We start from the raw sequence: 23462 nt of genomic DNA, 5'->3' as shown, positions 1-23462 counted from the left end.
AGGGGGGGGGGGGGGGGGGGGGCGCCGGAGGCCCCACGACCCTCCTTGTGCATGGGCGATGTCGTTAGCAGTCGGAGGGGGCTCAGATGACCACGATCACAAGGCTGTCGGTTCGCGACATCCGGTTTCCGACCTCACGGTCACTCGACGGCTCCGATGCGATGAACACCGCGCCGGACTACTCCGCCACCTACGTCACGCTCGAAACCGATGCGCCGCACGCGCTCACGGGCCACGGCCTCACCTTCACCATCGGACGCGGCAACGAGATCTGCGTGAGCGCGGCCCAAGCGCTTGCGCCGCTTGTCGTCGGCAGAACGCTTGAAGAGATCGCTGCGAACATGGGCGCGTTCTGGCGCGCGATTACCTCGGACAGCCAGTTGCGCTGGATCGGCCCGGACAAGGGCGCCATTCATCTGGCGACGGCGGCCGTCGTGAATGCGGCCTGGGACCTGTGGGCCAAAGCGCAAGGCAAGCCGGTGTGGAAGCTGCTGGCCGACATGAGCCCTGAAGAGCTCGTGCGTTGCCTCGACTTCCGCTATGTGACCGATGCGATCACTCCGCATGAAGCGATTGCCATGCTGCACCGCCACGCCCAGACCAAGGGCGAGCGCGAAAAGGAAATGCTGGCGCACGGCTATCCGGCCTACACGACTTCGGCCGGCTGGCTCGGCTACGACGACGACAAGATTCGCCGGCTCGCACGCGAAGGCGTCGCACAGGGCTGGACGCACTTCAAGCAGAAGGTGGGCGGCAATCTCGCAGAGGATATGCGCCGGGCCCGCATCCTGCGCGAAGAAATCGGCGCGGACCTGAAACTGATGATGGACGCCAATCAGGTGTGGGACGTCGATGAAGCGGTTGCGAACATGCGCTGCCTCGCGCAATTCGATCCATGGTGGATCGAGGAACCCACGAGTCCCGACGACATTCTCGGCCACGCGGCGATCCGGCAGCGGCTTCGCCCAATTGGCGTCGCCACGGGCGAGCATTGTCATAACCGCGTGATGTTCAAGCAGTTGCTGCAGGCGCATGCGATCGACTTCTGTCAGGTCGATAGCTGCCGTCTGGGCGGCCTGAACGAGGTGATCGTCGTCTTGCTGATGGCGGCGAAGTTCGGCGTACCCGTGTGTCCGCATGCGGGCGGGGTCGGTTTATGCGAGTACGTCCAGCATATTTCGCTGTTCGACTATATCTGCGTGTCGGCGTCGCTAGAAAACCGGGTGCTCGAATATGTGGACCATCTGCATGAGCATTTCGTCGATCCTGTCGTGATTCGCAACGGCCGTTACATGCCGCCGCAACGCCCCGGCTATAGCATCGAAATGCATGCAGCCTCGCTCGATCAATACGCCTTTCCCGAGGGGCCAGGCTGGCGGGTTTGAGACAGAATGTAGCGAGCCGCTGCGGTTTTGCCACAGCGGCGCGGCACCCTCCTTTACCGTTGGCAATCGCGCGCCGGCCGCCGGATAGCACGCCTCCACGTATGCGCATGCTTAGGCTTGCCAGGCATCCCCTCGTCGAGCGTCACGAATGCGCGTAGTAGCCGGGCTGGGCGATGTCGGTCAGCAGGTCCGGGCCAGCCGGCCGCCAGCCCAGCAGTTCGCGTGTGCGCTGGCTGGACGCGGGAATGTCCACGCCCACGAACATGCCGAACCAGCCAAAGTGCTCGCTGACTTCCTCGGGGCGCTTGCTCACGACCGGCACGTTCAGACAGCGGCCGATCACCTCGGCGATCTCCCTGAACGGCACACCCTCTTCGGCAATCCCGTGATAGCGCGCTCCGGCCTCGCCCTTTTCGAGCGCAAGACGGAACAGATGGGCGGCATCGAAACGATGCACGCCAGGCCAGCGGTTGAGTCCATCGCCCACGTAGGCCGACACGCCTTTCTCGCGAGCGATAGCGATGAGTCTGGGCACAAAGCCATGATCGCCTTCGCCATGCACCGACGGGGCAAGGCGCACCGCGCAGGCACGCAGGCCGCGCGTCGCGAGCGCAGTCACCATTTCCTCCGGCACGCGGGGAATGGCGGGGTTGGGAGCACGGACATCCGCCTCGGTCGAGACACGGCCCGGCGCCAGTAGCGCTACCCCGGAGGTGACGATCACCGGCCGGTTGGAGCCTTCGAGCGCGTCGCCGAGAGCCTCGAGGGCGCGCCGTTCCGTTGCGCAGTTCTCGGCGAATTTCGAAAAATCGTGGTTGAAGGCCGTATGGATCACGCCGTCCGCCGCCAGCGCGCCGCGGCGCAGGCCGTCGAGATCTTCGAGCGCGCCGCGCTGCACTTGCGCCCCCGCCGCCGCCAGCGCCGCGGCCCCCGCCTCCGAGCGCGCGAGACCGAGCACCTCGTGCCCCGCTTCGAGCAATTCCTTGACGACGGCAGAGCCGACGAAGCCGGTTGCACCGGTCACAAAAACTTTCATGGAAACTCTCCTGATCCGAAGTGGACAGGAGTGATTCTTGGCGCGTACTCTATCAGGGTAAAGTAGTGACGCTATACAGGTATACCGACTAACAGGCTACGCATGGCGGACGCAAACGAAAATCGGCTTGGCGCTTACCTCAAGGATCGCCGCACCAAACTGGACCCCGCGACCTTCGGCTTCGAGCTGACGCGCCGGCGCACACCCGGGCTGCGGCGCGAGGAAGTCGCGCAACGCGCCAATGTCAGCGCCACCTGGTACACGTGGCTCGAGCAGGGCCGCGGCGGAGCGCCGTCGGCCGAGGTGCTCGAGCGCATCGCCCGCGCGCTGCTGCTGACGGACGTCGAGCGCGAGCATCTGTTTCTGCTGGGCCTGGGCCGCCCGCCCGAGGTCCGCTATCAGGCAAGGGAGGGTGTGACGCCTCGACTACAGCGCATACTCGACGCACTCGATCCCAGCCCCGCCGTGATCAAGACCGCCACGTGGGACGTCGTCGCCTGGAACCGCGCAGCCGCCGCGGCGCTGATCGACTACGACGCGCTCGCGCCGCAGCAACGCAACCTCCTGCGCCTGGTCTTCTGCGACCCGCGCATGCGCGCCGCGCAGTTCGATTGGGAAAGCACCGCCCGCTTCGTGGTGGGGGCGTTCCGGGTGGATGCCGCGCGCGCCGGGGCCACCGGTCAGGTGGCCGCGCTGGTGGACGAGCTCTGCCAGGTCAGCCCCGAATTCGCGCGCATGTGGCGTGACCATGACGTCCACGCTCACGGCGAGGGAATCAAACACCTTAGGCATCCGATCGCGGGTACGATCGCGTTCGAATACTCGACCTTTGCTGTCGACGGCCGGCCCGATCTCAGTCTGGCGGTCTACAACCCGGCAACGCCGGCCGACATGGAGCGGGTCAGTTCGCTGATCCGGGCACGCTCCGAAACGCCCCGGCCGCTTCCTAATGGTGAGTCTTCGCTTTAGCCGCGGCGTTGATTCCCCCTGCGATGAAGGTTCGCGCGTGCTTCGCCAGATCCATGCCGTCGTCCCATAGGTTGCGCCAGATCGCCAGCGCGTTCGACAATTGCTCGTTCACCACGGTCGACGAAAAGCTCTCGAACGTGATCACGCCCTGGTAATCGATCATCGCCAGTGCATGGAAGAACTGCGAAAAGTCGATGGTGCCCGAGCCCAGATAGCCGCGGTTGCTTTCGCCGATATGGACATAACCCAAACGTTTTCCACAGGCGAGCACCGGCTGCATAAAGTCGGATTCCTCAATATTCATGTGATAAGTATCGAGATGCACGACCACGTTAGGCGCCCCCACCTCGTCCAGCATGGCCAGCGCTTGCGATGCGGTATTGAGCAGGTTGCTCTCGTAGCGGTTCACCACCTCGAGGCCGAGGGTGATATTTCTCTTGTGCGCGAAATCCGCCACCCGCTTCAGCGCATCGACCGCGTTGCGCCGCCCTTGTGCCGTGAGCGGTGCGGAATACTTCCCCATTGCCCCGTAGAGAATGCCGCCGAAATAATTGCCGCCGAGTTCGGCCGTAATGCCGATGCCCTCCTCCAGCAAGGACAGGCCGCGTGCAACAGAAGCGGGATCGTCGCTGGAGACGTCCGCATCGAAGGTCAGGCCGCGCGAACAACCGAGTTTCAGACCATGCTCCTGCAGGAGATCGCGCGTGAGCGCAAGATCCATGACCTTCGGCCCGTGCAAGGACAGTTCGACGAGATCGAAGCCCGCGGCTTTAGTCTGGCTGATCACCTTGCGGGTCGACTCCGGCGTCAGATCGCCGGACCATACCAATGCGTGAACGCCTAGCGTATTCATTGAGTGACTCCTCGTGATGCGGTCACGCGCGCGCGGACCATGGACTGAAAAGAACCGTGCGCCCAAGCCCAACGGATGAGCATGACGGCAAGCAGAAACACACCCCACAAAGCGGTCGCAAGGTGCTGGCTGGCGCCGAGCAGGTTGAGGCCGGAGGCGATCAACTGCAGGATGACCAGCGCAATCACCACTGGAACGACCCGTCCGAAGCCGCCGAACGGGTCGACGCGGCCGAGGAAGCATGCGAGCACCGAAATCAGCAGGAACGCCTCGCCATGGCCCACCCGCACCGAGTTGAAGCTGGCGAGCATCACCACGCCGGCGACGCCGCACATCAGGCCGGAGAGCATATAGATCCGGGTGACCGCGCGGGTGGTCGGGATACCTGAATAGCGGGTCGCCTCGAGATTCGAGCCGATCATGCGGGTGGCGAAGCCCAGCCGGGAGCGTGTCATGACCACATGCCAGAGAGCCGCGCAGCCGGCGAAAATCCACAGCGGCACCGGCACGCCCAACATGAGCCCGTTACCCATCGTCAGCACGGCTGGCGGAAAGCCTGAAATATCGCCGCCGTGGGTGAGGAATTCGCCTAGCCCACGCAGGAAGATCATCATCGAGAGTGAGACCAGAATCGGGCTTGCGCCGGTCCGCGCGATGATGGCGCCCATGATCCACCCGGAAACGGCGCCCGTGGCCAACGCCGCGGCGATTCCCAATACGACGGCGCCCGCGCCGGCGTTCACTCCGCCATGCGCATGCAGCACCCACGCCATCGCAAGGCCCGCGATATTGGCGGTAAAGGTCACCGCGAGGTTGAATCCGCCGGAGACCAGCGGCATCAGCATCGCCAGCGTGAAGAGCCCGAGTTCCGGCAGTTGAAAGGCCACCGAGACGAAGGTATCCGCAGAAAAAAAGCGCGGCGCCGCAAGACTCATGGCCACAATGACAAACACGAGGAATCCGAGCAGACCCGCAACGTCGGCAGGCACGTGCGGGACGAAGGAGCGTTGCGAGGAAGCAGGTTTCATGACGAGGCCTTTGCGCGTAGTGGCGTGAAGCGCGTTTCGACGAGCCTGGCGAAGCCACCGCTGGACAAGGTGATGGCGATCAGGATGATGGCGCCGATGATCATCTTGAAGGCGTAAGGCGAAATCCCGAGCAGGTTCAGTCCGTTGGCGGTGATCGCGGTCAGGAGAATGCCGAGAATCGCACCGAGGATCGTGCCGCGCCCGCCTCCGAGCCGCGCGCCGCCGAGCACCACCGCAGCGAGCACCTCGAGTTCGCGCCCATACAGCGCATTGGGCACGACTTCCTGGACATAGTGGGCCTGCATCAGCCCGGCGACGCCGGCCATCATGCCGAGCCAGCCGAACGCCACGTAATGCATGGTGCCGAGGTCGATGCCGACGCGGCGGGCCGCCTCCGGGTTGTCGCCCATCGCGTAGAGCTGCCTCCCGGTCGTCGTGCGCCGGAGCAAAAACCAGGTGGCGCAAACCATCACGGCCATCACCGCGACCGGCAGCGCAAGATCCGCCACGCCGCTCGCGGTCTTGATCTGGATCAGCGAGATCCGGTCCATCCACCAGTCGGGCAGGTCGTAGATCGACACGCCGCCCGTGAGGAACATCAGGCCGCCGAAAAAGATGTTGAAGGTGGCGATGGTCACCACGATCGAGACAATGCGGAAGCGGTAAATGAAGGTGGCGTTGATCGCTCCAAGCAGAAAGCCGAAGCCGGCCGCGGCAATGAAACCGGTCGCCCAGTTGCCGCCGCCAAGATGCATGACGCTCAGCGCGGTCAGGTACTGAACCACCGACGCCCCTACCGCAAACGAAATGTCGATCCCGCCCGCGATCAGCACGACCAGCAAGCCGACCGCGAAGATGATGTTCACGGCGCTCTGGTTGAGCAGATCGAACAGGTTGGGCAGCGTCAGGAACGTGGTGGTTGAAACGCTGAGGCCGATCACCATCACCGCGATGACGAGGATCAGCAGGGCCTCGGTCGAACCGATCCCCCATTTGCGCAAGTCAGGCATGGATGTCTCGCTCGATCTGGTCGATGGTTGCAGCACCCGGTACGTATTGCGCCACGAGACGGCCATTGCGCATGTGCAGGATACGGTCGGCGTTGAAATAGACTTCCGGGATTTCGTCGGAGATCAGCAGGATGGCCATGCCCTGTTCAGCAAGTTTGTGGATGATCGCAAAGATCCCCGCCCGGGCGCCCACGTCCACCCCTACCGTGGGCGAGTCGAGGATCAGCAGCTTCGGGTTGGTCGCGAGCCATTTGGCGAGCACAATGCGCTGCTGGTTGCCGCCCGAGAGGGTCGACACCGCGTCGTCGGGCTTACCGATCTTGACCGCCAGCCTGTCGATCCAGCCGCGAATCAGAGCGTCGCGCTTGCCCGGCGCAATCAGATGGGCGGCATCGAGCAGGTCGTCGAGTACCGCGGCCACGGTGTTGTCGCCAATCGACTGTTGCTGCACCAGCCCGAGCTGCAGGCGATCCTCGGAAACATAGGCGATGCCGGCGCGAATTGCATCGCGATTGGTGCGAAGCGCTATTTGCCTGCCGTCGAGCGTAATCCCACCCGCATCCGGCCGGGTCATGCCGAACAGCGAGAGCGCGAGTTCCGTTCGCCCTGCGCCAAGGCGGCCGGTCAGGCCAAGTATCTCCCCTCGCTTTACGCTGAACGACACGCTGTCATATTCGCCGCGCCGCGATAAACCATCAACCTGCAGCACGACGGGCGCAGCCGACAGATCCGTCGTGCGGACGGCATAGTCGAAAGTGCGCCCGGTCATGAGTTCGGTCAGGCGGGTTTGCGTCATCCCGGCGGTCGGGAAGGTGCCGACGAACTGCCCGTCGCGCAGCACCGTCACGCGGGTGCAAACATCGAGCACTTCCGCAAGGCGGTGGCTGACGAAAACGACAGCAATTCCATCCGCCGAGAGACGGCGGACAATCTTCAGGAGTGCTGCGGTCTCGGCGTGACTGAGCGAAGCGGTCGGCTCGTCCATGAATACCAGACGGGCCTCGGCAACCAGTGCGCGGGCGATCGCCACGACCTGGCGCTGCGCAATCGACAGCGAGCGCACCGGCCGGCTCAGATCGAGATCGACGCCCAGCCGCTCGAGGATGCGCCGAGCCGCGATTTTCATCTTGCCGTAGTCGACGAGGCGCGAGCGAGGACCGAGGTTCTGCTCGAAGGCAATATTCTCGGCAACCGTCATCTCGGGAAACAGCGCGAGGTCCTGCCAGATCACCTGAATGCCCAGCTCGCGCGCCTTTGCCGGGTCCAGCCCTTCGATCGACTTGCCGTCCATCAGCATCACGGCATCGGGCTCGGGCCGATAGACGCCGCTGATGACCTTGATCAGGGTGCTCTTGCCGCAGCCGTTTTCTCCCGCGAGACACAGCACCTCACCGGGCATGACGTCGAACTTCACCGCCTGCAGCGCCTTTACGCCGCCGAATATCTTGGAGATATTGTCGAGCTTGAGCAGCGCGGCGCGGCCGGTGTCGGAGACGAGCGCGACATCATCGCCCGCGCGGCCCCGCTCGGGCGCGAGGCGAACCGTGGAAGCTGATGGATTCATGAAAACACTCCGGTCCTGCGGGCAAGCAGGCTGATCTGACGCAGGCTTTATCGGCCGGTGAAGGGCCTGCTCGCAAGCCCCTCACGCATTGCCCGCTAACGTCGCGCTCAAAGACCCGACTTGGCGAGAGCGTCGACGGTATTGGCGTTGAGGTCCACAAGCTGGTCGACGATCAGGTTATGGCCATCGGGATGAACCACGCCCAGACCCGGGATATTCGTGCCGTCCTTGATCGGTTGCCCCTTCGCAACCATCACACCCAGGGTCACGAATACTTCGCCAGCCAGTTCCGGATTCCACATATAGCCGCCGGTCAGGATGCCGTCGTGCACCAGACGCCTACCCTGCCCCGGCGAGAACGGCCCAAGCACAAGGACCTTGCCCTGCTGGTGATTTTCCGCCACTGCGCGCGCCGCCCCAATCGGCCCCTGGCTGCCGAACGCAAGAATGCCCTTCAGGTCGGGATGGGCCCGCATCAGATCGAGCGCGGTCTTGCGCGAAGCGTCGACGTCCTCCGCCACGCCATAGCGGTCGCCCACCAGCTTCATGTCGGGATAATTGGCCTTGAGATAGGCGATGGCGGCGTCGGCCCATGCGTTATGCAGGGGAACCGTCAGAGAGCCGACAAAGACGGCGTACTCGCCCTTGCCCCCTAACGCGGTAGCGAGGCGTTTGGCATAGGCTTCGCCGAAACCCTTGACCGAGGCAAGCTCGAAGTCCCAGTCCGTATTCTGCTGCTTCGGCGATTCGTGCGTGATGACCTTGATGCCGGCCGCGCGGGCGCGCTGCAAGACGGGTTCCAGCACCTGGGCGTCGTTAGGCACCACGCCGATCACATCCACGTGCTGCGCGATCAGGTCTTCGATGGCGCGCACCTGCAACGCCGGGTCCGCACTGGTCGGACCGACCATGAAGGCCTTCACGCCTAATTGGTCGGCCTGCTTCTTGATCCCCGCCTCCATGGCGTTGAACCACGGGATTCCTCCGATCTTGACCACAACGCCGATCACCGGATGGTCCGGCGAGGCCAGCGCCGCGCCCGTGCTCATCGCAAATGCCATGACGCCTGCGCACAAGGCGCCTACCAAGCTCTTTGACATGTCTCCTCCGCTGGAACGCCGGCAGTCCGCGCCAATCGTCCAATCAGGTTTTGGGAATTTCGCTGTCCGCCCGGCGCTGTAATTTGCTGAATCCATTCAGCAACCGGGTGAGAGGAATGCTGAATCCATTCAGCAGATGCGTCAATTCAGTGGATACCCTAAGATGGCTTTGTGCGACGAAAGGACTACCTTCTGCGCAACATGAACGAAAGTGCTTTTCGGAGTGACCCGCAGATGGCCCGCACCAACACGAACCGCAAATCCACGATCTACGACATCGCGAAGGCGACAGGTTCCTCGATATCCGCGGTGAGCATGGTGCTGAACGGCACCTGGGCGCGCTACCGCATCAAGGAGGAAACGGCCAAGCGGATTCTCGCGAGCGCGGAACAGTTGGGCTACAACGTCAATATGAAGGCGCGCGGGCTGCGGCTGTCCCGCTCCGGGCTGGCCGGCATGATCCTGCCGCACTATCGCAACCGCTTCTTCGCGGGGCTTGTAGAGAACTTCGAGGACTACGCGAGAAGCCGGGGGCTGTGCCCCATCGTGGTCAGTACCCAGCGCGATCCGGCGGTGGAACTGAGCGTCACGGAGACGCTCATCTCGCAACAGGTCGAGCTGCTGTTCATCGCCGGCGTGCGCAATCCGTCGCCGCTCAATGCCCTGTGTGCATCGGCGGGGATTCCCTGCATCAATGTCGACCTGCCCGGCCCGGATGCACCGTCAGTCGTATCGGACAATCGCGGCGGCGCGCGTGCGCTGACCGACGTGCTGATGGAAAAGATGACGGCGCGCGGCGCCTCTGCCGATGAATTGCTGTTTCTTGGCGGCGTCGTCGACGAGTATGCGACGGACATGCGTATCGCCGGATACCGCGACGCGTTCGAGGCTCGCGGCATCAGCCCGGCGGCCGATGCTATCGAGTGCTTCGGCTATGACGCGTCGTCTGCGAGGCAGGCGCTTGCGCGGCGCTACGAGAGCCTGGGCCGGCTCCCCGCCGGCCTGCTGATGAATTCGATTACCGCGTTTGAAGGACTGGTTCAGTTCGCCTCGGGTTTGCCGCGCGACGCCTGGCAGTCAACCGTTGTCGGGTGCTTCGACTGGGATCCGTTTGCGGCGCACCTGCCGTTCGAGGTGACCATGATGCGTCAGGACGTACAGAAGATCATCGCGGAGGCTTTCGCATTGGCCGACGCACACGACACAACGGCTCATCCGCTCGTGATCGTACCGACGGGCTTCGGCCCCATGTCCGGCGAGGACGATCGAATCGTCGAACCCGGCGGCCCCGGCAACATCGAAGTATCGACTCGCGCACGCCCCTAGGCTGCTCGCTGTGCCTCCTGCGCACGATACCCGTTGCCCGGTGGAAACCTCAAGCGAGCAGACGTCATCGGCTTCCATGGTCCTAACATCTCGTTAAACTTGTGATAATGCGAACTTGCCTTGCCGCGCCGGCAAGACCGCCAGCCTTTCATTTCAGTGCTCACTATGCGAATTCTCCTTGTCGAAGACGACGATCTGATTGGCAGCGGCGTCGAGGCCGGGCTTCGTCACGCGGGCTTTACGGTCGACTGGGCTCAAGACGGCCACAAGGCGAAGCTCGCGCTGGAAACCACCGGCTACGCACTGGTCGTGCTGGATCTCGGACTGCCCCGGATCTCCGGCAACGAACTCCTGAGGTGGCTACGTGCCGGCGGCAAGGATGTGCCGGTCCTCGTACTCACCGCGAAGGGGACGGCTGCCGACAAGGTGGACGGCCTCCAGGCCGGCGCGGACGACTACCTTGGCAAACCTTTCGATCTGGCTGAACTGATCGCGCGCTGTCGTGCGCTGTTACGCCGCTCGCAGGGGCGCAGCGTCGAAGTGCTCCGGTATGGCGCTCTGACCGTCGATCCGGCCGCGCAGACCGTGTTGCGCAACAATGTCCGGATTCCGCTGACCGCACGCGAATGGGCGTTGCTGTTTCAGCTACTGACGCACCAGGGTGTGCCGCAATCGAGATCCCGCCTTGAAGAAAGCCTGTATGGATGGCAGGAGGAAGTCGAAAGCAACGCGATTGAAGTCCATATCTCCAACTTGCGTAAAAAGCTGGGCGCGGATCTGATCAAGACCGTCCGCGGCATGGGCTATGTGATGGAGCGGCCATGATGCCGGGATCGATACGCGGCCGGCTCGCGCTGCTGGTGCTCGCGAGCATCGCGCTGGTGTGGACGATCGCCCTCGTCTGGAGCTACCGTCAGGCGACGGGCGAGGTGGCGGAATGGGACGATGCGCGTCTCGTCCAGCTCGCGCAGTTCATTGTCCTGCTCGATCCAACCGACCTCTCGGTTCTGTCGAAAACGCGTATCGACGCCCGCAACGAATACAGCGGTCACCCAGGCCGCGCCACCGACACGGACGGCGACGAAGCGCCGCGCGAGGCGCTCTTCCAGGTCCGCGACAAAGACGGCCGGGTGCTCGCCAGCAGTGCCAAACTCGCGCCATTGGGCGCGTTCGGGCTGGACGCCGACGCAACGCCGGGTGCGCGCATCGTGACGCTTGGCGGCCAGCCGTGGCATAGCTATATGCTGCTGGACAGTGCGACGGGCCGGACCGTGCGCGTGCTCGAACCGAGCAATAGCCGCAGCGATCTGACCACCGAGGTCGCGAGCCGGATTGCGAAGCCGACCGCTCTGGCGTTACCGGTTCTGGCGTTGCTGGTCTGGATCAGCATCGGTCACAGCCTCGCGCCTCTGCAGGCGCTCTCGAAGGCAATCCGCACGAGAGACGCCAGCAAGCTCGAGCCGATCGGGATAGGGCCGACTCCGCTCGAAGTGCGCCCGCTCGTCGATGCCATCAATCAACTGCTGTCGCGACTGCAGCTTTCTATCGACCGCGAACGGGCCTTCACCGCAGACGCGGCTCACGAGCTGAAGACTCCGCTGGCGGCCATCAAGGTGCAGGCACAAGTGGCGCTCGTGGCGCAAGACGTTGCCCAGCAGCAGCTCGCCATGCAGCGCGTCGTACAAGGTGTCGATCGCAGCGCCCATCTCGCCGAGCAATTGCTCCTGCTGGCCCGGCTCGACGAACATCGCACGATACCGGCCCAGCCCGTGGCACTCGCGGCGCTCGCCCAGGACGCCATTACCGCCAACGCGTCCGATGCCCAGCGAAAAGGCATGAGTATCGCGCTGCTCGGCGATACGCACTCCGAAGTCATCGCCGAGCCGGTGCTGATGGACATTCTGCTCGACAACCTGATCGACAACGCGATCAAGTACTGCGCTGCAGGCGGCCGGGTCGAGGTTGCCATCCGGCGTGACGCGCATGCGGTCATGCTGACGGTTGGCGACAACGGTCCTGGGGTGGCGCCGGAAGACATCGCTCGTCTGACCGACCGCTTCTTTCGGGTGACGGGCAACGGTGCAAGCGGCAGCGGGCTGGGCCTTTCAATCGTCGCCCGCATCGCGCAGTACTTTGGCGCCAAACTGGACTTCAGTACAGGAATCGGCAACCGCGGGCTGGCGGTCCATGTTTCGTTTCCCCTCCCTGCGGTCGAGTCTGTCCCGATCGCGACGTCTGCCGGATGCTAGCGCGTGGCTCGTGAACGGCGCAGCAGCGCCTGAACTGCTCTCTTGCGGCTTGCGATGCCACTCACCGCTCAGGCGGTGCAGATCACCATATGCCGCCCAGCGCCTTCACCAGCAACACACTTGCGTCCATCCGGCGGCGCGCCAGATCGACCGCGGTGCGCTCGTTCGCCAACGCCGTACTCTGCGCGCTGACCACCTCCAGATAGCCCACGGTTCCGATCCGGTATTGGTCCAGTTCAAGCTTCAAGGTCTGTTTGGCCGACGCGACCGCCTGGTCCTGCGTGCTGGCTTCCTGCTGCAGGATGCGCAACGACGCGAGGTTGTCTTCGACTTCCTGGAACGCTGTCAGCACGGTTTGCCGATAGTCCGCCGCACTCGCGTCATATTGCGCCTGGGCCTTCTCGGTCAGCGCGTGCCGCCGGCCGCCGTCGAACAGCGTGCCGATCAGCGCCGGTCCGATGGTCCACATCCGCGACGGCGCAGCGAGCCAGTTCGCCAGCGTCGAACTCTCAATGCCGCCGGTGGCCGACAACACCAGATCAGGGTAAAACGCGGCCTGGGCGATGCCGATCTGGTCGTTGGCCGCGGCCGCACGGCGTTCCGCGGCGGCGATATCGGGCCGGCGTTGCAGCAGTTCGGAAGGCACGCCCACGGGGATGACCGGTGGCGTGAAGTCGGTCGTGGCCGGCGCTAACGAAAACGTCGACGCCGGGACGCCGGTCAGTGTGGCGATGGCGTGCTCGTACTGCGCGCGGGCGACGCCCAGGTCGATCTCCTGGGCTTCAGTCGACTGCAACTGCGTCTGGGCCTGCGTGACGTCGGCCTGCGACGACACGCCAACGGCAAAACGGCTCTGGGTCAGATCGAGCGTCTGGCGATAGTCCGCAATCGTCTGGTCGAGCAGGCGCTTCGAGGCATCGAGTCCGCGCAGGTTGAAGTAATCGACTGCGAGTTCGGCCTGCACGCCAAGCTGCACGCTGGCGAGATCGGCGGCGCTTGCCTGCGCACCGGCGCGCGCCGCGTCGTTCTCATGCGCGATTTTGCCCCACAGGTCCGGCTCCCAGCTCGCATCGAGCGCGACGGCATAGTCGTTGAACGACTTGCCGGCTGTCTGCTGATGGCCGATCACGTTTGCCGAGTCGTGTTCGCGGGTCGCGCTCGCTCCCACGCCGATCGTCGGCAGGTAAGCGGCGTGGGCGGACTGGACCATCGCGCGTGCCTCCTGAAGCTGCGCGACGGCCTTCTTGATCGTCTGGTTCGACACGTTCACGCTTGCTTCGAGCGTGTTCAGTTCAGGGTCGCCGAAACAGGTCCACCATGCGCCGCGCGGTTCGGAATCGGCGGGTGTGGCGCTGCTCCACCCTGAGGTGGTTTGCTGTGCCGTGGCCGCGGCCGGTTTGCCCGCGCTTGTCGCGAGCACGCCGGTGCTGGACGCCCCGCCGTTTTCCTTGAAAGCCGCAGGCACCGTCACCGAAGGCCGCACATAGTCCGGCCCGATCGAGCAACCCGCCACGCACAGCACCGTCGCCGCGCAGACGGCGCCAAGCAGCGGCGAGCGAAACGCGCGCCACGGCATCAGATCAGGCAGCCTGCGCTTCATGACTTGCTCCCTGCCCCGTTTGCCGTCGCCGTCGATGCACCGGCATTGCCGCTGGCTGAGACCTGCACGGCTTGACCGTTGGTAATCGAGTCGGATGGATTGAGGATCACCCGGTCGGTCGCGGCGAGCCCCGACTGCACTTCGATACGCGTGCCGAAGTCGCGCCCTGGCTTGATGGTCTTCAGGACTACTTTCCGCTGTGCGTCGACGGTGGCCACCTGCAACCCTTCCGGCCGGTATAGCAGTGTGTTCACCGGCAGCGACAAGCCCGGGGCAGCCGCGCGCAGCGATACGCGCACCTGGCCGAACGAACCCGGCAGCACCGAGCCGTCGGCATTAGGCACGTCCACTTCGATACGCAAGGTGCGCGTGACCGGATTGATCGCGCCGCTGTTGCGCGCCACCGTGCCCGGGACGCAGCGCCCCGGCAGTTGTGCGACCGCGAGGCAGGCCGGGGTGCCGTCGAGCGGCGTGCCCGCGTAAGCCTGCGGCACATCGGCGTACACGCGCAACACATTGGTCTGCGCCAGATCGAACATTTCCTTGGCAGGACCACCGGCGCTGCCCGCATCGATCAACGCACCCACGTCGACATTGCGTGCCGTCACCACGCCATCGAACGGCGCATAGACTTTTTCATACGATTGCAGTTGCGCAAGGCGTGCGACGTTCGATTGCGCCGCGGCGAGCGCCGCGTGTTTGGCCTGCGCGTCACTCTCCTTGGTGTCGGTTTCCTGCTGCGAAACCGCGTGTGTCGCCACCAGTTGCTGCCAGCGCGTTGCCGTCACCTGGGCCAACTGATCGTTTGCCTGCGCCTGCGCCGCATCCGCGCGCGCCTGGCGTAACTCGGCGTCCACTTCCGGCGCGTCGATCGTTGCCAGCAACTGGCCTGCTTTCACATGCGTGCCGATATCCGCGTACCAGGCCTTCAGATAGCCATTGGTGCGGGCGAAAATGGGCGTCTGCTGATAGGCCTCGATATTCGCCGGCAACACCAGCGCCTGGTCCGGCGGTGCGACCGTGGGCAGCGTGACCTGCACGGTCGGCTCGGCAAGCGCCGCGGTCTGCTGCCGCAAGGCGGCACGCGCATTAAGCCGCGGCACGATGCCCGCAGCGAGCGCCAGCGCCAGGCCCGCTGCAAGCGCCGCGAGGCGCACCGCACGATGCTTGCTGCGGAGCGCAGCCCGGTTCGCCGGGGCTTGAGGTGTGTCCGCCGCGTGAGGCGCGTCCGAAGTACCGGACACGTCCGAGGCTTGCGGTGCGGACTCGGGATATTGTTTAGACATGCGACGTACTCCGGTCATTTCAGAATATCGAGTTCGGGCTGCGGCGCACCATAGGGACGGCGCTTCGCAAGCCAGCCATGCACCAGTGCAAACACGACCGGCAAGAACATCAGCGTGGCGACCGTGCCGACCATCAGACCGCCGATCACGGCACGCCCCAACGGTGCGTTCTGCTCACCGCCGTCGCCCATGCCGAGCGCCATCGGCACCATGCCGATCACCATGGCCAGCGCAGTCATCAGCACCGGCCGGAAGCGTTCGACGCCCGCGGCGAGCGCCGCCTGCAGCGGCGCCATGCCTTGCGCAAGCCGCTCGCGTGCGAAGCTCACGACCAGAATGCTGTTCGCCGTCGCCACGCCGATACACATCATCGCGCCCGTCAGCGCGGGCACGCTCAGCGTGGTATGCGTGACGAACAGCATCCACACGATGCCGGCCATCGCCCCTGGCAAGCCGGCGATAATCACGAGCGGATCGAGCCACGACTGGAAATTCACCACCATCAGCAGGTACACCAGCAGCACGGCGAAGGCGATGCCCAAGGCGAGGCCGGCGAAGGAATCCTGCATGGTCTGCACCTGGCCGCGGATGACCACCCGTGCGCCGCGCGGCAGATCCGCTTTCGATGCATCGACGATGCGCGTCACGTCGGCCGCCACGCCACCCAGGTCGCGGCCCTGCACCGAGCCGAAGATATCGATCACCGGTTGCACGTTGTAGTGCGAGACGACCGCCTGCTGCGTGGTGCGCGAGAACGTGCCCAGCGAGCCGAGAATGCCGCTCACGCCGCCTGCATTGCTGCCCGAGCCGCCGGTGCCGGGAGTGAAGGTCGCGGCCAGCGGGATATTGGCGAGCGCCTGCAAGGAGTTGATGTCGTATTGCGGCGCCTGGGTCATCACCGGATAGCTCACGCCGTTCTGCGGATTGAGCCAGAAATTCGGCGAGGTCTGCGAACTGCCGGACAGCGCGATCAGCAGGCTGCGCGCGACATCCTGTTGCTGCAGGCCGGCTTGCAGTGCCTTGGTACGGTCCACGTCGACATCGATGGCCGGTTCGTCGTCCGGTTGCTGGATGCGCAGGTCGACCAGTCCCTCTACGCTGCGCAGCTTCGTCAGCAAGGTGTCGGCAAAGGCGCGGTTGTCGGCGAGGTTGTTGCCGACCACCTGAATGTCGATCGGCGCCGGCAGCCCGAAATTGAGGATCTGGCTGACCATGTCGGCGGGCAGGAACGAAAAGGTCACGGCCGGGAACTGCGCGTCGAGCTTCTGCCGCAGTTCGGCGACGTATTGCGCGGTCGGCTTGTGGTGCGCGTCGAGCGTAATCAGGATGTCGGCATCGGCCGATCCTATCGGTGCGGAACTGCTATACGACAGGTTGATGCCGCTGGTCGGCAGGCCGATGTTGTCGACGATGGTGGTCAGTTCGCCGGCTGGAATCACGGTGCGAATGCTGTTCTCGATTTCGTCGGCAAGTCGCGCGGTCTGTTCAATCCGCGTGCCGGTCTTGGCCCGCATATGCAGGCGGATCTGCCCGGAGTCGATCTGCGGAAAGAAATCGCGGCCCAGGAACGGCAGCAGCGCGAGCGAACCGAGACACACAATCAGAAACGCAGCCACAAAGCGGCGCGGCTTAGCGAGCGCGCGTTCCAGCACGCCCTGGTAGCGTGCGCGCAGCCCCTCGAAGCCGGCTTCGAAACCTTTCTGAAACCGCTCGAAGCGGTTCAGCGGCCGCACATACTGAATGCCCTCCTCGCCCGCCGGGCGCGAGTGGCGCAGCAGATACATGGCGAGCGTCGGCACCAGCGTGCGCGAGAGGAAATACGAGGCCAGCATCGCGAACACCACGGCTTCGGCGAGCGGCGTGAACAGATAGCGGGCCACGCCGGACAACAGCAGCATCGGCACGAACACGATGCAGATCGACAGCGTCGAGATCAAGGTCGGCACCGCGATCTCGCCGGAGCCGTCGAGAATCGCCTGCAGCAGCGGCTGCCCTCGCTCCAGATGGTGCGTGATGTTCTCGATCGCGACGGTGGCGTCGTCGACCAGAATCCCCACCGCGAGCGCCAGGCCGCCGAGCGTCATGATATTGATGGTCTGGCCGAGCACCGACAGCATGATCAGCGACGAGATCATCGCCAGCGGAATCGAAATGGCAATGATCAGCGTGGCGCGCCAGCTACCGAGGAACAGCAGGATCATCACCGCGGTCAGGCCGGCGGCGATCAGGCCTTCGCGCACCACGCCCTGCACGGCCGATTTGACGAAGATCGACTGGTCGGTGACGGTCTGGATATCGAGCGCCGTCGGCATCTGCGCACGAATCCGCGGCAACAGGCTCTTGATATTGGCGATGATGTCGAGCGTCGAGACATTGCCGCTCTTTTCCACTTCGAGCAAGGCGGCACGCTGGCCGTCGTGGCGCACGATGTTGGTCTGCGGTGCGTAGCCGTCGCGCACGGTGGCGACGTCGTGCACATAGGTGACGGTGCCGTCGGGCTGGGTGCGGATCGGCAGCGCATTGAGTTCGGCCACCGAGCGCGCCGCGCCGTTCATGTTCACGTTGTATTCGAAGGTGCCGATCTTGGCCGTGCCGCCCGGCAGCACCAGGTTCTGCGCGTTGACGGCGTTGACCACGTCCGAGGGCGTCAGATGCTTGGCCTGCAGCGCCTGCTGATCGATATCGACCATGATTTGCCGCACCTTGCCGCCGTACGGAATCGGCACGGCCGCGCCTTCGACCGTCGCCAGTTGCGTGCGGATAAAGTTGTTGCCGAGGTCGTACAGCGTCTGCTCAGGAAGTGTCTTGCTCGACAGCGCCAGTTCCATGATCGGCACCGTCGATGCGTTATACGTCAGCACCATCGGCGGCAGCGTACCGGGCGGCAAGATGCGCAGCAGCGACTGGGCGCTCGTCGAGGCTTCCGTCATGGCCCGGGTGATATCCGCGCCAGGATGGAAAAACACCTTGATGACCGCCACGCCGTTGAGCGACTGCGATTCGATATGCTCGATATCGCCGACATCCGAGGTCAGCGCACGCTCGTAAGGGGAGACGATGCGGTGCGCCAGATCCTCCGACGACATGCCGTTGTAGCTCCACACCACGCTGATCACGGGAATGTCGATGTTCGGAAAGATATCGACGGGCGTGCGCAGGATCATCAGCGGCCCGATGATCAGGAGCAGCACCGCCAGCACGATAAACGTGTAGGGGCGGCGAAGAGCGACTTTGACGATCCACATGAGAAGACCACGCCTGAAGGGGAACAATGGCGGCAGTCTATGAGCGCGGCCCTTGCGCCGGGATTGCGCACAGATGACAAACCCGTAATGAACCAGGGCGCCTCACGCAGGTATCATCGACGCATCGGCGAAGTACGAATTCATGGCAAACCGAGGCCAACCCCAGATAAGGCGACTGCGATGAAGATCCTCGTAATCGAAGACGAACCGAAGGCCGGCGATTACCTGAAGAAGGGCCTGGAAGAATCGGGCTTTGTGGTGGACGTGGCGCGCAACGGCGTGGACGGTCTGCATCTGGCGCTCGAGGAATCCCACGACGTGATCGTGCTCGACGTGATGCTGCCCGGCATGGACGGCTGGCAGGTGTTGCAGCAACTGCGCGGCCGCAAGGACACACCGGTGCTGTTCCTGACGGCGCGCGACGAAATCGAAGACCGCGTGCACGGCCTCGAACTCGGCGCCGACGACTACCTGATCAAGCCGTTCGCGTTCGTCGAACTGCTGGCCCGGGTGCGCACGCTGGCGCGCCGCGGCCAGGCGCGCGAGAGCGATACGCTGACGATCGGCGACCTCGAGATCAACGCAAGCCAGCGCAAGGTGCGGCGCGCCGGCCAGCGCATCGACCTCACGCCGCGCGAGTTCGCCCTGCTGCATCTGCTCGCGCGACGCAGCGGCGAAGTCCTGAGCCGCACGCAGATCGCCTCTTATGTGTGGGACATGAACTTCGATAGCGACACCAACGTCGTGGACGTGGCGATCCGCCGGCTACGCTCGAAGATCGACGACAACTATCCGGTCAAGCTCGTGCACACCGTGCGCGGGGTCGGCTACGTGCTCGAAGTAAAGGACGCGTGATGCGGCGGATTTCGCTGACCGCCAGGCTCGCGGCCTGGTTCGCCCTGATCACCGTGCTGGTGTTCGGCGCCGGCGGCGGCGTGCTGTACCGCGCGCTAGCCCAGCAAATCCGCACTCAGGACGACATCGACCTGGTGCTGACGGCGCGCCATCTGCGGCGGCTGGCAAGCGAGCTGGATTCGCCGCAAGGCATCGTCCTTCACGAGTCCCGGCTCGATAGCCTCGTACTCGGCAATCAGGCCTTCTTCCTGAGAATGCAAGACCCCAGCGGACGCGTCCTGCTCGAACGCAATCCCTCGCACTTTGCGATTGACGACTTAAGGGAAGTCAAACCGTCGAACCGGATTCTCGAGCATGACGTGCAGGAGTGGCATACCGCCGATGGCCTGACGATGCGCGGCGTCGCCACGGATATCGAGCTGACCGACGGCTCCGTGGTCGATGCGGTGGTCGGACGTGAAATGAGCGATCGCGAGGCGCTGCTGGCCCGTTACCGGAACACGCTCTACTTCACGACGCTCTGTGCGTTGCTGGCGGCAGCGGCGCTGGGCTACCTCGCCGTGCGCAGCTCGCTGCGTCCCCTGCGCGGCATTGTCCGCAGCGCCGCGCACGTGACGGTGGGCAAACTCGATACGCGCATTCCGTCCGGGCACGCGCCGCACGAACTCGAGGCGCTGATCGAGGCGCTGAATTCGATGCTCACGCGCCTCGAACTCGGCTTCCAGCGGCTCTCGCAATACACGTCCGATCTCGCGCACGACCTGCGTACGCCGCTTGGCAACATGCGCGGGGCAAGCGAAGTGGCGCTCGCGCGCTCACGCTCGGCCGACGAGTATCAGGCCGTGCTGGTGTCGAATATTGAAGAGTGCGAGCGTTTGTCGCGGATGGTGGAAAACGTGCTGTTTCTCGCTCGCGCCGACAATCCGCATTATGTGACGACCGCGGTCGACTTCCCGGTGCGCGACGAACTGCAGCGCGTGGCCGAATACTTCGAAGGCATCGCGGACGATGCGGGCATTGCGATTCAGGTCGAGGCGAGCGGCCAGTTGCATGCCGACGTCGACCTGTTCCGTCGCGCCGTCAGCAACCTGCTGGCGAACGCGCTGCGCTATACGGCGCGCGGCGCTGCCGTCTCCATCACGGCATACGAAGCGCCGGAGGGCGTCACCATCACGGTCGCCAATCCCGGCACGCCGATCGCGCCGGAACATTTGTCACGACTCTTCGACCGCTTCTATCGCGTCGACGAATCGCGCAGCAATTCCGCCGACTCGACCGGCCTTGGCCTCGCCATCGTGCGGACCATCATGGAACTGCACGGCGGCAGCGCCAGCGTCGAGAGCGACGCGGCGGCCACGCAGTTCCATCTGCACTTTCCATCACGCTGAGCATCCACGCCGGTCCCGTCAGTTCGATACCGTGCTGACGTGATCGTCCATGTGGGCGGCCTGATATTCCGCACGGTTGCGGGCGATGGTCTGCGGCGTCGGCGGGTAGTCGTTCTTCGAGATGGGGACCAGCCCTTGCTGTTCGGCCTGAATCAGTTCGGCGCGAACCTCGGCGCGCGTCTTGCCGGTGTTTTGCTGAGCGGCGGGAGCGGTCGCGGCGACACCAGCGACACCGGAATCCGCGCTCTGCGCGAACGCCGCTTGACCGAACGAGAACATCGCACCCATGACGGTGGCGAGTACGGCATAACGAATGGGTTTCATGACAGGCTCCTGAGTAAGGTTGTGCCGGCCCGGCGCTTACGACGCCTTTCGCCGGTTCCACGTAGCAGCGAGGCTACGAACCCATTCTCGGCCGCGGCGGTTTGCGCTGCGGTTACGCGTGCATGACGAATTTGTCATCTCGCGTCGGGATGCGGCGCGGAAAACGGCGCATCCCGCCTGGTCCGGATCTGCCGCTAGCAACGGGGAGCGCTTTCAGACCCGTTCGGCAAGATACCGCTACAATCCAGCACTTCGATTCGACAACGTGATTGCGCCATGAAATACCTTCTTGCATCGACACTCGTGGCAGTCATCGCGGCTGCAGGCACGGCCGCAAACGCCGCAACATCCGGGGGCGGCGATACACCCAAACAGGACTGCGCGATGGGATATGTCACCGGCGTCGGTGGATCGGCGCAGAGCGTTCGCGACTACCTTGCGAGCCCGGACCGCGACAAGTATCGCTACCTTGCCGACAACCCGATCCAGTGCCAGATCTCCGACGAGGGCCGTGCGTCCGCCTGTACCGGCATCACCAGCCTTCGGCATGAAAAAGTCAGCGTGTACGACGATAGTGACAGCACGACGACCACCGTGGTCGCCCGCGTGGAACTCGACCGCGGGACCTATCCGGTGATCATTGTCGTGCCGAAGCAGGATGTGCAATGCGGGGAGTGAATGGCCTGTGCGGATGTCCGCCTTGCTGGATGACCTCGCCGGTCACCACGTGATCCGCTGCAGCACCTTGTCCTTGAGCACGAAGCGATGGAACAGCGCCGCCCCGATGTGCATGCCGATCAGCGCAAGCAACACCCAGGCGAGCACGCCGTGAATATCGCCCATTGCATGGCCCACCGTCGACCCCGTCGATGCAAGCGCGGGCAGAGGTAGCGCGCCGAACAGATTCACCGCCCAGCCGCGCGACGAGGCATTGGCCCAGCCGAGCAGCGGAACCGCAAGCAGTGCGGCATACAGCAGGAAATGCGTGACCCGCGACACGATCCCGACCAGCGGCGGCAGGTCACTCGGAGGCGGCCGGTGCGTCAGCCGCCAGACGACGCGCAAGGCCATGGCCGCGATCAGCGCCGCACCGACCGCAAGATGCCAGGCAATGAGACCGAGCGGTTGCGTGTCGCGGTGCACGTCAGGCATCGTCCAGCCCAGCACGAACTGCACCGCGATCAAGACAACGATCAGCCAATGGAGAAGACGCGCGACGAGCCCATACCTCTCGTTGCCAGACTGTGCCGTACTGGACATGGTTACCTCCCGAAGATCTTAGTGGCGTGCATCTTGACCAGGCACCCTTAACTTTACCTTAAGGGACCCTGCCGCTTGCGAAACTTCGCCAGGTTGCGGCTCAACGCGCTCCTCGCTCAGAATCGTTTCGAAAAGCCGACCGTGAATCCGCGCGGCAGGATCTGCACAAAAAGCGGCGTTTGCCAGCGCGTGGTCAGATACCCCACTGCGGTACCGAGCGCCCAGCCGGCCAGCACGTCCGTTTGCCAGTGCGCCTGGCTCTTCATGCGCGCGACGGCATCGTAGGCCGGCAGCAATTCAAGCCCCCATACCCAGGGATTGCGGCCCCCGTAATTGACAATGAAAGGCGTGACGAAGCTCGCCTGAAGGGTAACCTCGCCGCTGGGGAAACTGTCCCCGCCGCTGAACCATTGATTCGGCCCCTTGCCGGCGGACGGCCGCTGGCGACCGAATGCGTACTTCAGTCCCTGCGCCGCCACGGCGGAGATCGCGGACGCATCTGCGGTCTGCCAGAACGTATGGCCCAACTCGTTGTCGTTGCCGAGCCAGAATGCGCCACCCACCTCGGTAGCCACTACGCCATATTCGAGTGCAAGCTGGACGCTACGGCTCCAGATACCGCTCTGATCGCGGCCCCACTCGTGATCGATGCCGAGGAAGCCGCTGCCCGCATGGGCGGTGGCAAGGCCGGTCCACAGCAGTACGGCGAGGCTGCCACGAGTAAACAAACGACGAAATCTGCCGGCTCCCGAACGCATGTGGACCTCGCCGAACGCTAGCGGCGGCTGGCGTCAAATAATCGACACCAACGCGAAAAGACGTCACGTGACAGGCATACAGCGCTACTGGGCGATCCTACCCTTCGAGCCTGAAGAAAACCTTAAGCTTGCCTTTGGTTTGCTGAAACTTGCAGATGGATCTGGTCAATACGTTCTGCAAATACTGAAGTACTTAGATTCTCATTGCGTTACGACGGCTCCGTTA

The 23462-nt window shown here is 64.3% G+C and carries 20 protein-coding genes; 8 read left to right on the top strand and 12 right to left on the bottom strand.

Annotated elements, in window-relative coordinates; translation table 11 throughout:
* Positions 1-86: 86 nt before the first annotated feature.
* Positions 87-1385 (top strand): L-fuconate dehydratase, encoded by a 1299-nt coding sequence (locus AC1ECK_RS02600; RefSeq protein ID WP_480315544.1) that lies wholly within the window; start codon positions 87-89, stop codon positions 1383-1385.
* 142 nt (positions 1386-1527) lie between these two features.
* On the opposite strand, the gene AC1ECK_RS02595 is transcribed toward AC1ECK_RS02600, so the two are convergent.
* Positions 1528-2421 carry an SDR family oxidoreductase gene (locus AC1ECK_RS02595; protein ID WP_480315542.1) on the bottom strand — a complete coding sequence of 298 codons (894 nt, stop codon included), beginning with the start codon at positions 2419-2421 and terminating at the stop codon, positions 1528-1530.
* 102 nt (positions 2422-2523) lie between these two features.
* Here AC1ECK_RS02595 and AC1ECK_RS02590 point away from each other — a divergent pair, with 102 nt between their 5' ends.
* Positions 2524-3390, top strand: coding sequence for a helix-turn-helix transcriptional regulator (locus tag AC1ECK_RS02590; RefSeq protein WP_480315540.1), 867 nt, complete (start codon positions 2524-2526; stop codon positions 3388-3390).
* Here AC1ECK_RS02590 and AC1ECK_RS02585 read toward each other — a convergent pair.
* The 5 genes from AC1ECK_RS02585 to AC1ECK_RS02565 all read right to left on the bottom strand — a co-directional run bounded on the left by AC1ECK_RS02585 (position 3368) and on the right by AC1ECK_RS02565 (position 8945).
* Positions 3368-4243: a sugar phosphate isomerase/epimerase family protein gene (locus AC1ECK_RS02585; RefSeq protein ID WP_480315538.1), complete on the bottom strand. Its 876-nt coding sequence runs from the start codon at positions 4241-4243 to the stop codon at positions 3368-3370. The two genes, AC1ECK_RS02590 and AC1ECK_RS02585, sit on opposite strands and share 23 nt — an antisense overlap.
* Entirely contained in the window at positions 4240-5271 is a 1032-nt protein-coding gene (locus AC1ECK_RS02580) for an ABC transporter permease (RefSeq protein ID WP_480315536.1), read from the bottom strand. Before AC1ECK_RS02580 ends, AC1ECK_RS02585 begins: the two co-directional genes overlap by 4 nt.
* Entirely contained in the window at positions 5268-6281 is a 1014-nt protein-coding gene (locus AC1ECK_RS02575; protein WP_480315534.1) for an ABC transporter permease, read from the bottom strand. The genes AC1ECK_RS02580 and AC1ECK_RS02575 overlap by 4 nt, the downstream gene beginning before the upstream one ends.
* The gene (locus tag AC1ECK_RS02570; protein WP_480315532.1) at positions 6274-7845 is read right to left on the bottom strand and encodes a sugar ABC transporter ATP-binding protein; all 1572 of its coding nucleotides are present in this window, start codon (positions 7843-7845) and stop codon (positions 6274-6276) included. Before AC1ECK_RS02570 ends, AC1ECK_RS02575 begins: the two co-directional genes overlap by 8 nt.
* A 107-nt stretch (positions 7846-7952) precedes the next feature.
* Positions 7953-8945 carry a substrate-binding domain-containing protein gene (locus tag AC1ECK_RS02565; protein ID WP_480315530.1) on the bottom strand — a complete coding sequence of 331 codons (993 nt, stop codon included), beginning with the start codon at positions 8943-8945 and terminating at the stop codon, positions 7953-7955.
* 234 nt (positions 8946-9179) lie between these two features.
* On the opposite strand from AC1ECK_RS02565, the gene AC1ECK_RS02560 reads away from it, so the two are divergent.
* The 3 genes from AC1ECK_RS02560 (at position 9180) to AC1ECK_RS02550 (ending at position 12520) form a co-directional block, all read left to right on the top strand.
* Complete coding sequence (locus AC1ECK_RS02560; RefSeq protein WP_480315528.1) at positions 9180-10271, top strand: LacI family DNA-binding transcriptional regulator; 1092 nt, start codon at positions 9180-9182, stop codon at positions 10269-10271.
* Positions 10272-10436: 165 nt separating this feature from the next.
* The gene (locus AC1ECK_RS02555) at positions 10437-11096 is read left to right on the top strand and encodes a response regulator transcription factor (protein WP_480315526.1); all 660 of its coding nucleotides are present in this window, start codon (positions 10437-10439) and stop codon (positions 11094-11096) included.
* The gene (locus tag AC1ECK_RS02550) at positions 11093-12520 is read left to right on the top strand and encodes an ATP-binding protein (RefSeq protein WP_480315524.1); all 1428 of its coding nucleotides are present in this window, start codon (positions 11093-11095) and stop codon (positions 12518-12520) included. Before AC1ECK_RS02555 ends, AC1ECK_RS02550 begins: the two co-directional genes overlap by 4 nt.
* Positions 12521-12602: 82 nt before the next feature.
* Here the strand turns inward: AC1ECK_RS02550 and AC1ECK_RS02545 are convergent, their stop codons facing one another.
* The 3 genes from AC1ECK_RS02545 to AC1ECK_RS02535 are packed head-to-tail and all read right to left on the bottom strand — an operon-like array spanning position 12603 to position 18651.
* Positions 12603-14120 carry an efflux transporter outer membrane subunit gene (locus AC1ECK_RS02545; RefSeq protein WP_480315522.1) on the bottom strand — a complete coding sequence of 506 codons (1518 nt, stop codon included), beginning with the start codon at positions 14118-14120 and terminating at the stop codon, positions 12603-12605.
* Entirely contained in the window at positions 14117-15406 is a 1290-nt protein-coding gene (locus tag AC1ECK_RS02540) for an efflux RND transporter periplasmic adaptor subunit (RefSeq protein ID WP_480315520.1), read from the bottom strand. The genes AC1ECK_RS02545 and AC1ECK_RS02540 overlap by 4 nt, the downstream gene beginning before the upstream one ends.
* Before the next feature lie 14 nt (positions 15407-15420).
* Positions 15421-18651, bottom strand: coding sequence for an efflux RND transporter permease subunit (locus tag AC1ECK_RS02535; protein ID WP_480315518.1), 3231 nt, complete (start codon positions 18649-18651; stop codon positions 15421-15423).
* A gap of 180 nt (positions 18652-18831) precedes the next feature.
* Here AC1ECK_RS02535 and AC1ECK_RS02530 point away from each other — a divergent pair, with 180 nt between their 5' ends.
* Together AC1ECK_RS02530 and AC1ECK_RS02525 are read left to right on the top strand one after the other, a co-directional pair.
* On the top strand, positions 18832-19506 hold the full coding sequence (locus AC1ECK_RS02530; protein ID WP_480315516.1) for a heavy metal response regulator transcription factor: 675 nt from the start codon (positions 18832-18834) through the stop codon (positions 19504-19506).
* Complete coding sequence (locus tag AC1ECK_RS02525; protein WP_480315514.1) at positions 19506-20894, top strand: heavy metal sensor histidine kinase; 1389 nt, start codon at positions 19506-19508, stop codon at positions 20892-20894. Before AC1ECK_RS02530 ends, AC1ECK_RS02525 begins: the two co-directional genes overlap by 1 nt.
* Positions 20895-20912: 18 nt before the next feature.
* Here the strand turns inward: AC1ECK_RS02525 and AC1ECK_RS02520 are convergent, their stop codons facing one another.
* Positions 20913-21218: a DUF4148 domain-containing protein gene (locus tag AC1ECK_RS02520; RefSeq protein ID WP_480315512.1), complete on the bottom strand. Its 306-nt coding sequence runs from the start codon at positions 21216-21218 to the stop codon at positions 20913-20915.
* A gap of 276 nt (positions 21219-21494) precedes the next feature.
* Between AC1ECK_RS02520 and AC1ECK_RS02515 the strand changes: the two genes are divergently transcribed.
* Entirely contained in the window at positions 21495-21896 is a 402-nt protein-coding gene (locus AC1ECK_RS02515) for a hypothetical protein (protein ID WP_480315510.1), read from the top strand.
* A gap of 42 nt (positions 21897-21938) precedes the next feature.
* Here the strand turns inward: AC1ECK_RS02515 and AC1ECK_RS02510 are convergent, their stop codons facing one another.
* Together AC1ECK_RS02510 and AC1ECK_RS02505 are read right to left on the bottom strand one after the other, a co-directional pair.
* Positions 21939-22478, bottom strand: coding sequence for a cytochrome b (locus tag AC1ECK_RS02510; protein WP_480315508.1), 540 nt, complete (start codon positions 22476-22478; stop codon positions 21939-21941).
* Positions 22479-22594: 116 nt separating this feature from the next.
* Positions 22595-23206: a phosphatase PAP2 family protein gene (locus tag AC1ECK_RS02505; RefSeq protein ID WP_480315506.1), complete on the bottom strand. Its 612-nt coding sequence runs from the start codon at positions 23204-23206 to the stop codon at positions 22595-22597.
* Positions 23207-23462: the final 256 nt, after the last annotated feature.

The organism is Paraburkholderia sp. SSBN10T (assembly GCF_056619545.1).
This window is presented reverse-complemented; position numbering and strand designations above follow the sequence as displayed.

Coding starts and splice junctions, on each gene's coding strand:
- AC1ECK_RS02595 (WP_480315542.1), bottom strand. CDS start 2,421: ATGAAAGTTTTTGTGACCGGTGCAACCGGCTTCGTCGGCTCTGCCGTC.
- AC1ECK_RS02565 (WP_480315530.1), bottom strand. CDS start 8,945: ATGTCAAAGAGCTTGGTAGGCGCCTTGTGCGCAGGCGTCATGGCATTT.
- AC1ECK_RS02520 (WP_480315512.1), bottom strand. CDS start 21,218: ATGAAACCCATTCGTTATGCCGTACTCGCCACCGTCATGGGTGCGATG.
- AC1ECK_RS02585 (WP_480315538.1), bottom strand. CDS start 4,243: ATGAATACGCTAGGCGTTCACGCATTGGTATGGTCCGGCGATCTGACG.
- AC1ECK_RS02515 (WP_480315510.1), top strand. CDS start 21,495: ATGAAATACCTTCTTGCATCGACACTCGTGGCAGTCATCGCGGCTGCA.
- AC1ECK_RS02540 (WP_480315520.1), bottom strand. CDS start 15,406: ATGTCTAAACAATATCCCGAGTCCGCACCGCAAGCCTCGGACGTGTCC.
- AC1ECK_RS02525 (WP_480315514.1), top strand. CDS start 19,506: ATGCGGCGGATTTCGCTGACCGCCAGGCTCGCGGCCTGGTTCGCCCTG.
- AC1ECK_RS02600 (WP_480315544.1), top strand. CDS start 87: ATGACCACGATCACAAGGCTGTCGGTTCGCGACATCCGGTTTCCGACC.
- AC1ECK_RS02545 (WP_480315522.1), bottom strand. CDS start 14,120: ATGAAGCGCAGGCTGCCTGATCTGATGCCGTGGCGCGCGTTTCGCTCG.
- AC1ECK_RS02530 (WP_480315516.1), top strand. CDS start 18,832: ATGAAGATCCTCGTAATCGAAGACGAACCGAAGGCCGGCGATTACCTG.
- AC1ECK_RS02550 (WP_480315524.1), top strand. CDS start 11,093: ATGATGCCGGGATCGATACGCGGCCGGCTCGCGCTGCTGGTGCTCGCG.
- AC1ECK_RS02580 (WP_480315536.1), bottom strand. CDS start 5,271: ATGAAACCTGCTTCCTCGCAACGCTCCTTCGTCCCGCACGTGCCTGCC.
- AC1ECK_RS02510 (WP_480315508.1), bottom strand. CDS start 22,478: ATGTCCAGTACGGCACAGTCTGGCAACGAGAGGTATGGGCTCGTCGCG.
- AC1ECK_RS02535 (WP_480315518.1), bottom strand. CDS start 18,651: ATGTGGATCGTCAAAGTCGCTCTTCGCCGCCCCTACACGTTTATCGTG.
- AC1ECK_RS02575 (WP_480315534.1), bottom strand. CDS start 6,281: ATGCCTGACTTGCGCAAATGGGGGATCGGTTCGACCGAGGCCCTGCTG.
- AC1ECK_RS02570 (WP_480315532.1), bottom strand. CDS start 7,845: ATGAATCCATCAGCTTCCACGGTTCGCCTCGCGCCCGAGCGGGGCCGC.
- AC1ECK_RS02555 (WP_480315526.1), top strand. CDS start 10,437: ATGCGAATTCTCCTTGTCGAAGACGACGATCTGATTGGCAGCGGCGTC.
- AC1ECK_RS02590 (WP_480315540.1), top strand. CDS start 2,524: ATGGCGGACGCAAACGAAAATCGGCTTGGCGCTTACCTCAAGGATCGC.
- AC1ECK_RS02560 (WP_480315528.1), top strand. CDS start 9,180: ATGGCCCGCACCAACACGAACCGCAAATCCACGATCTACGACATCGCG.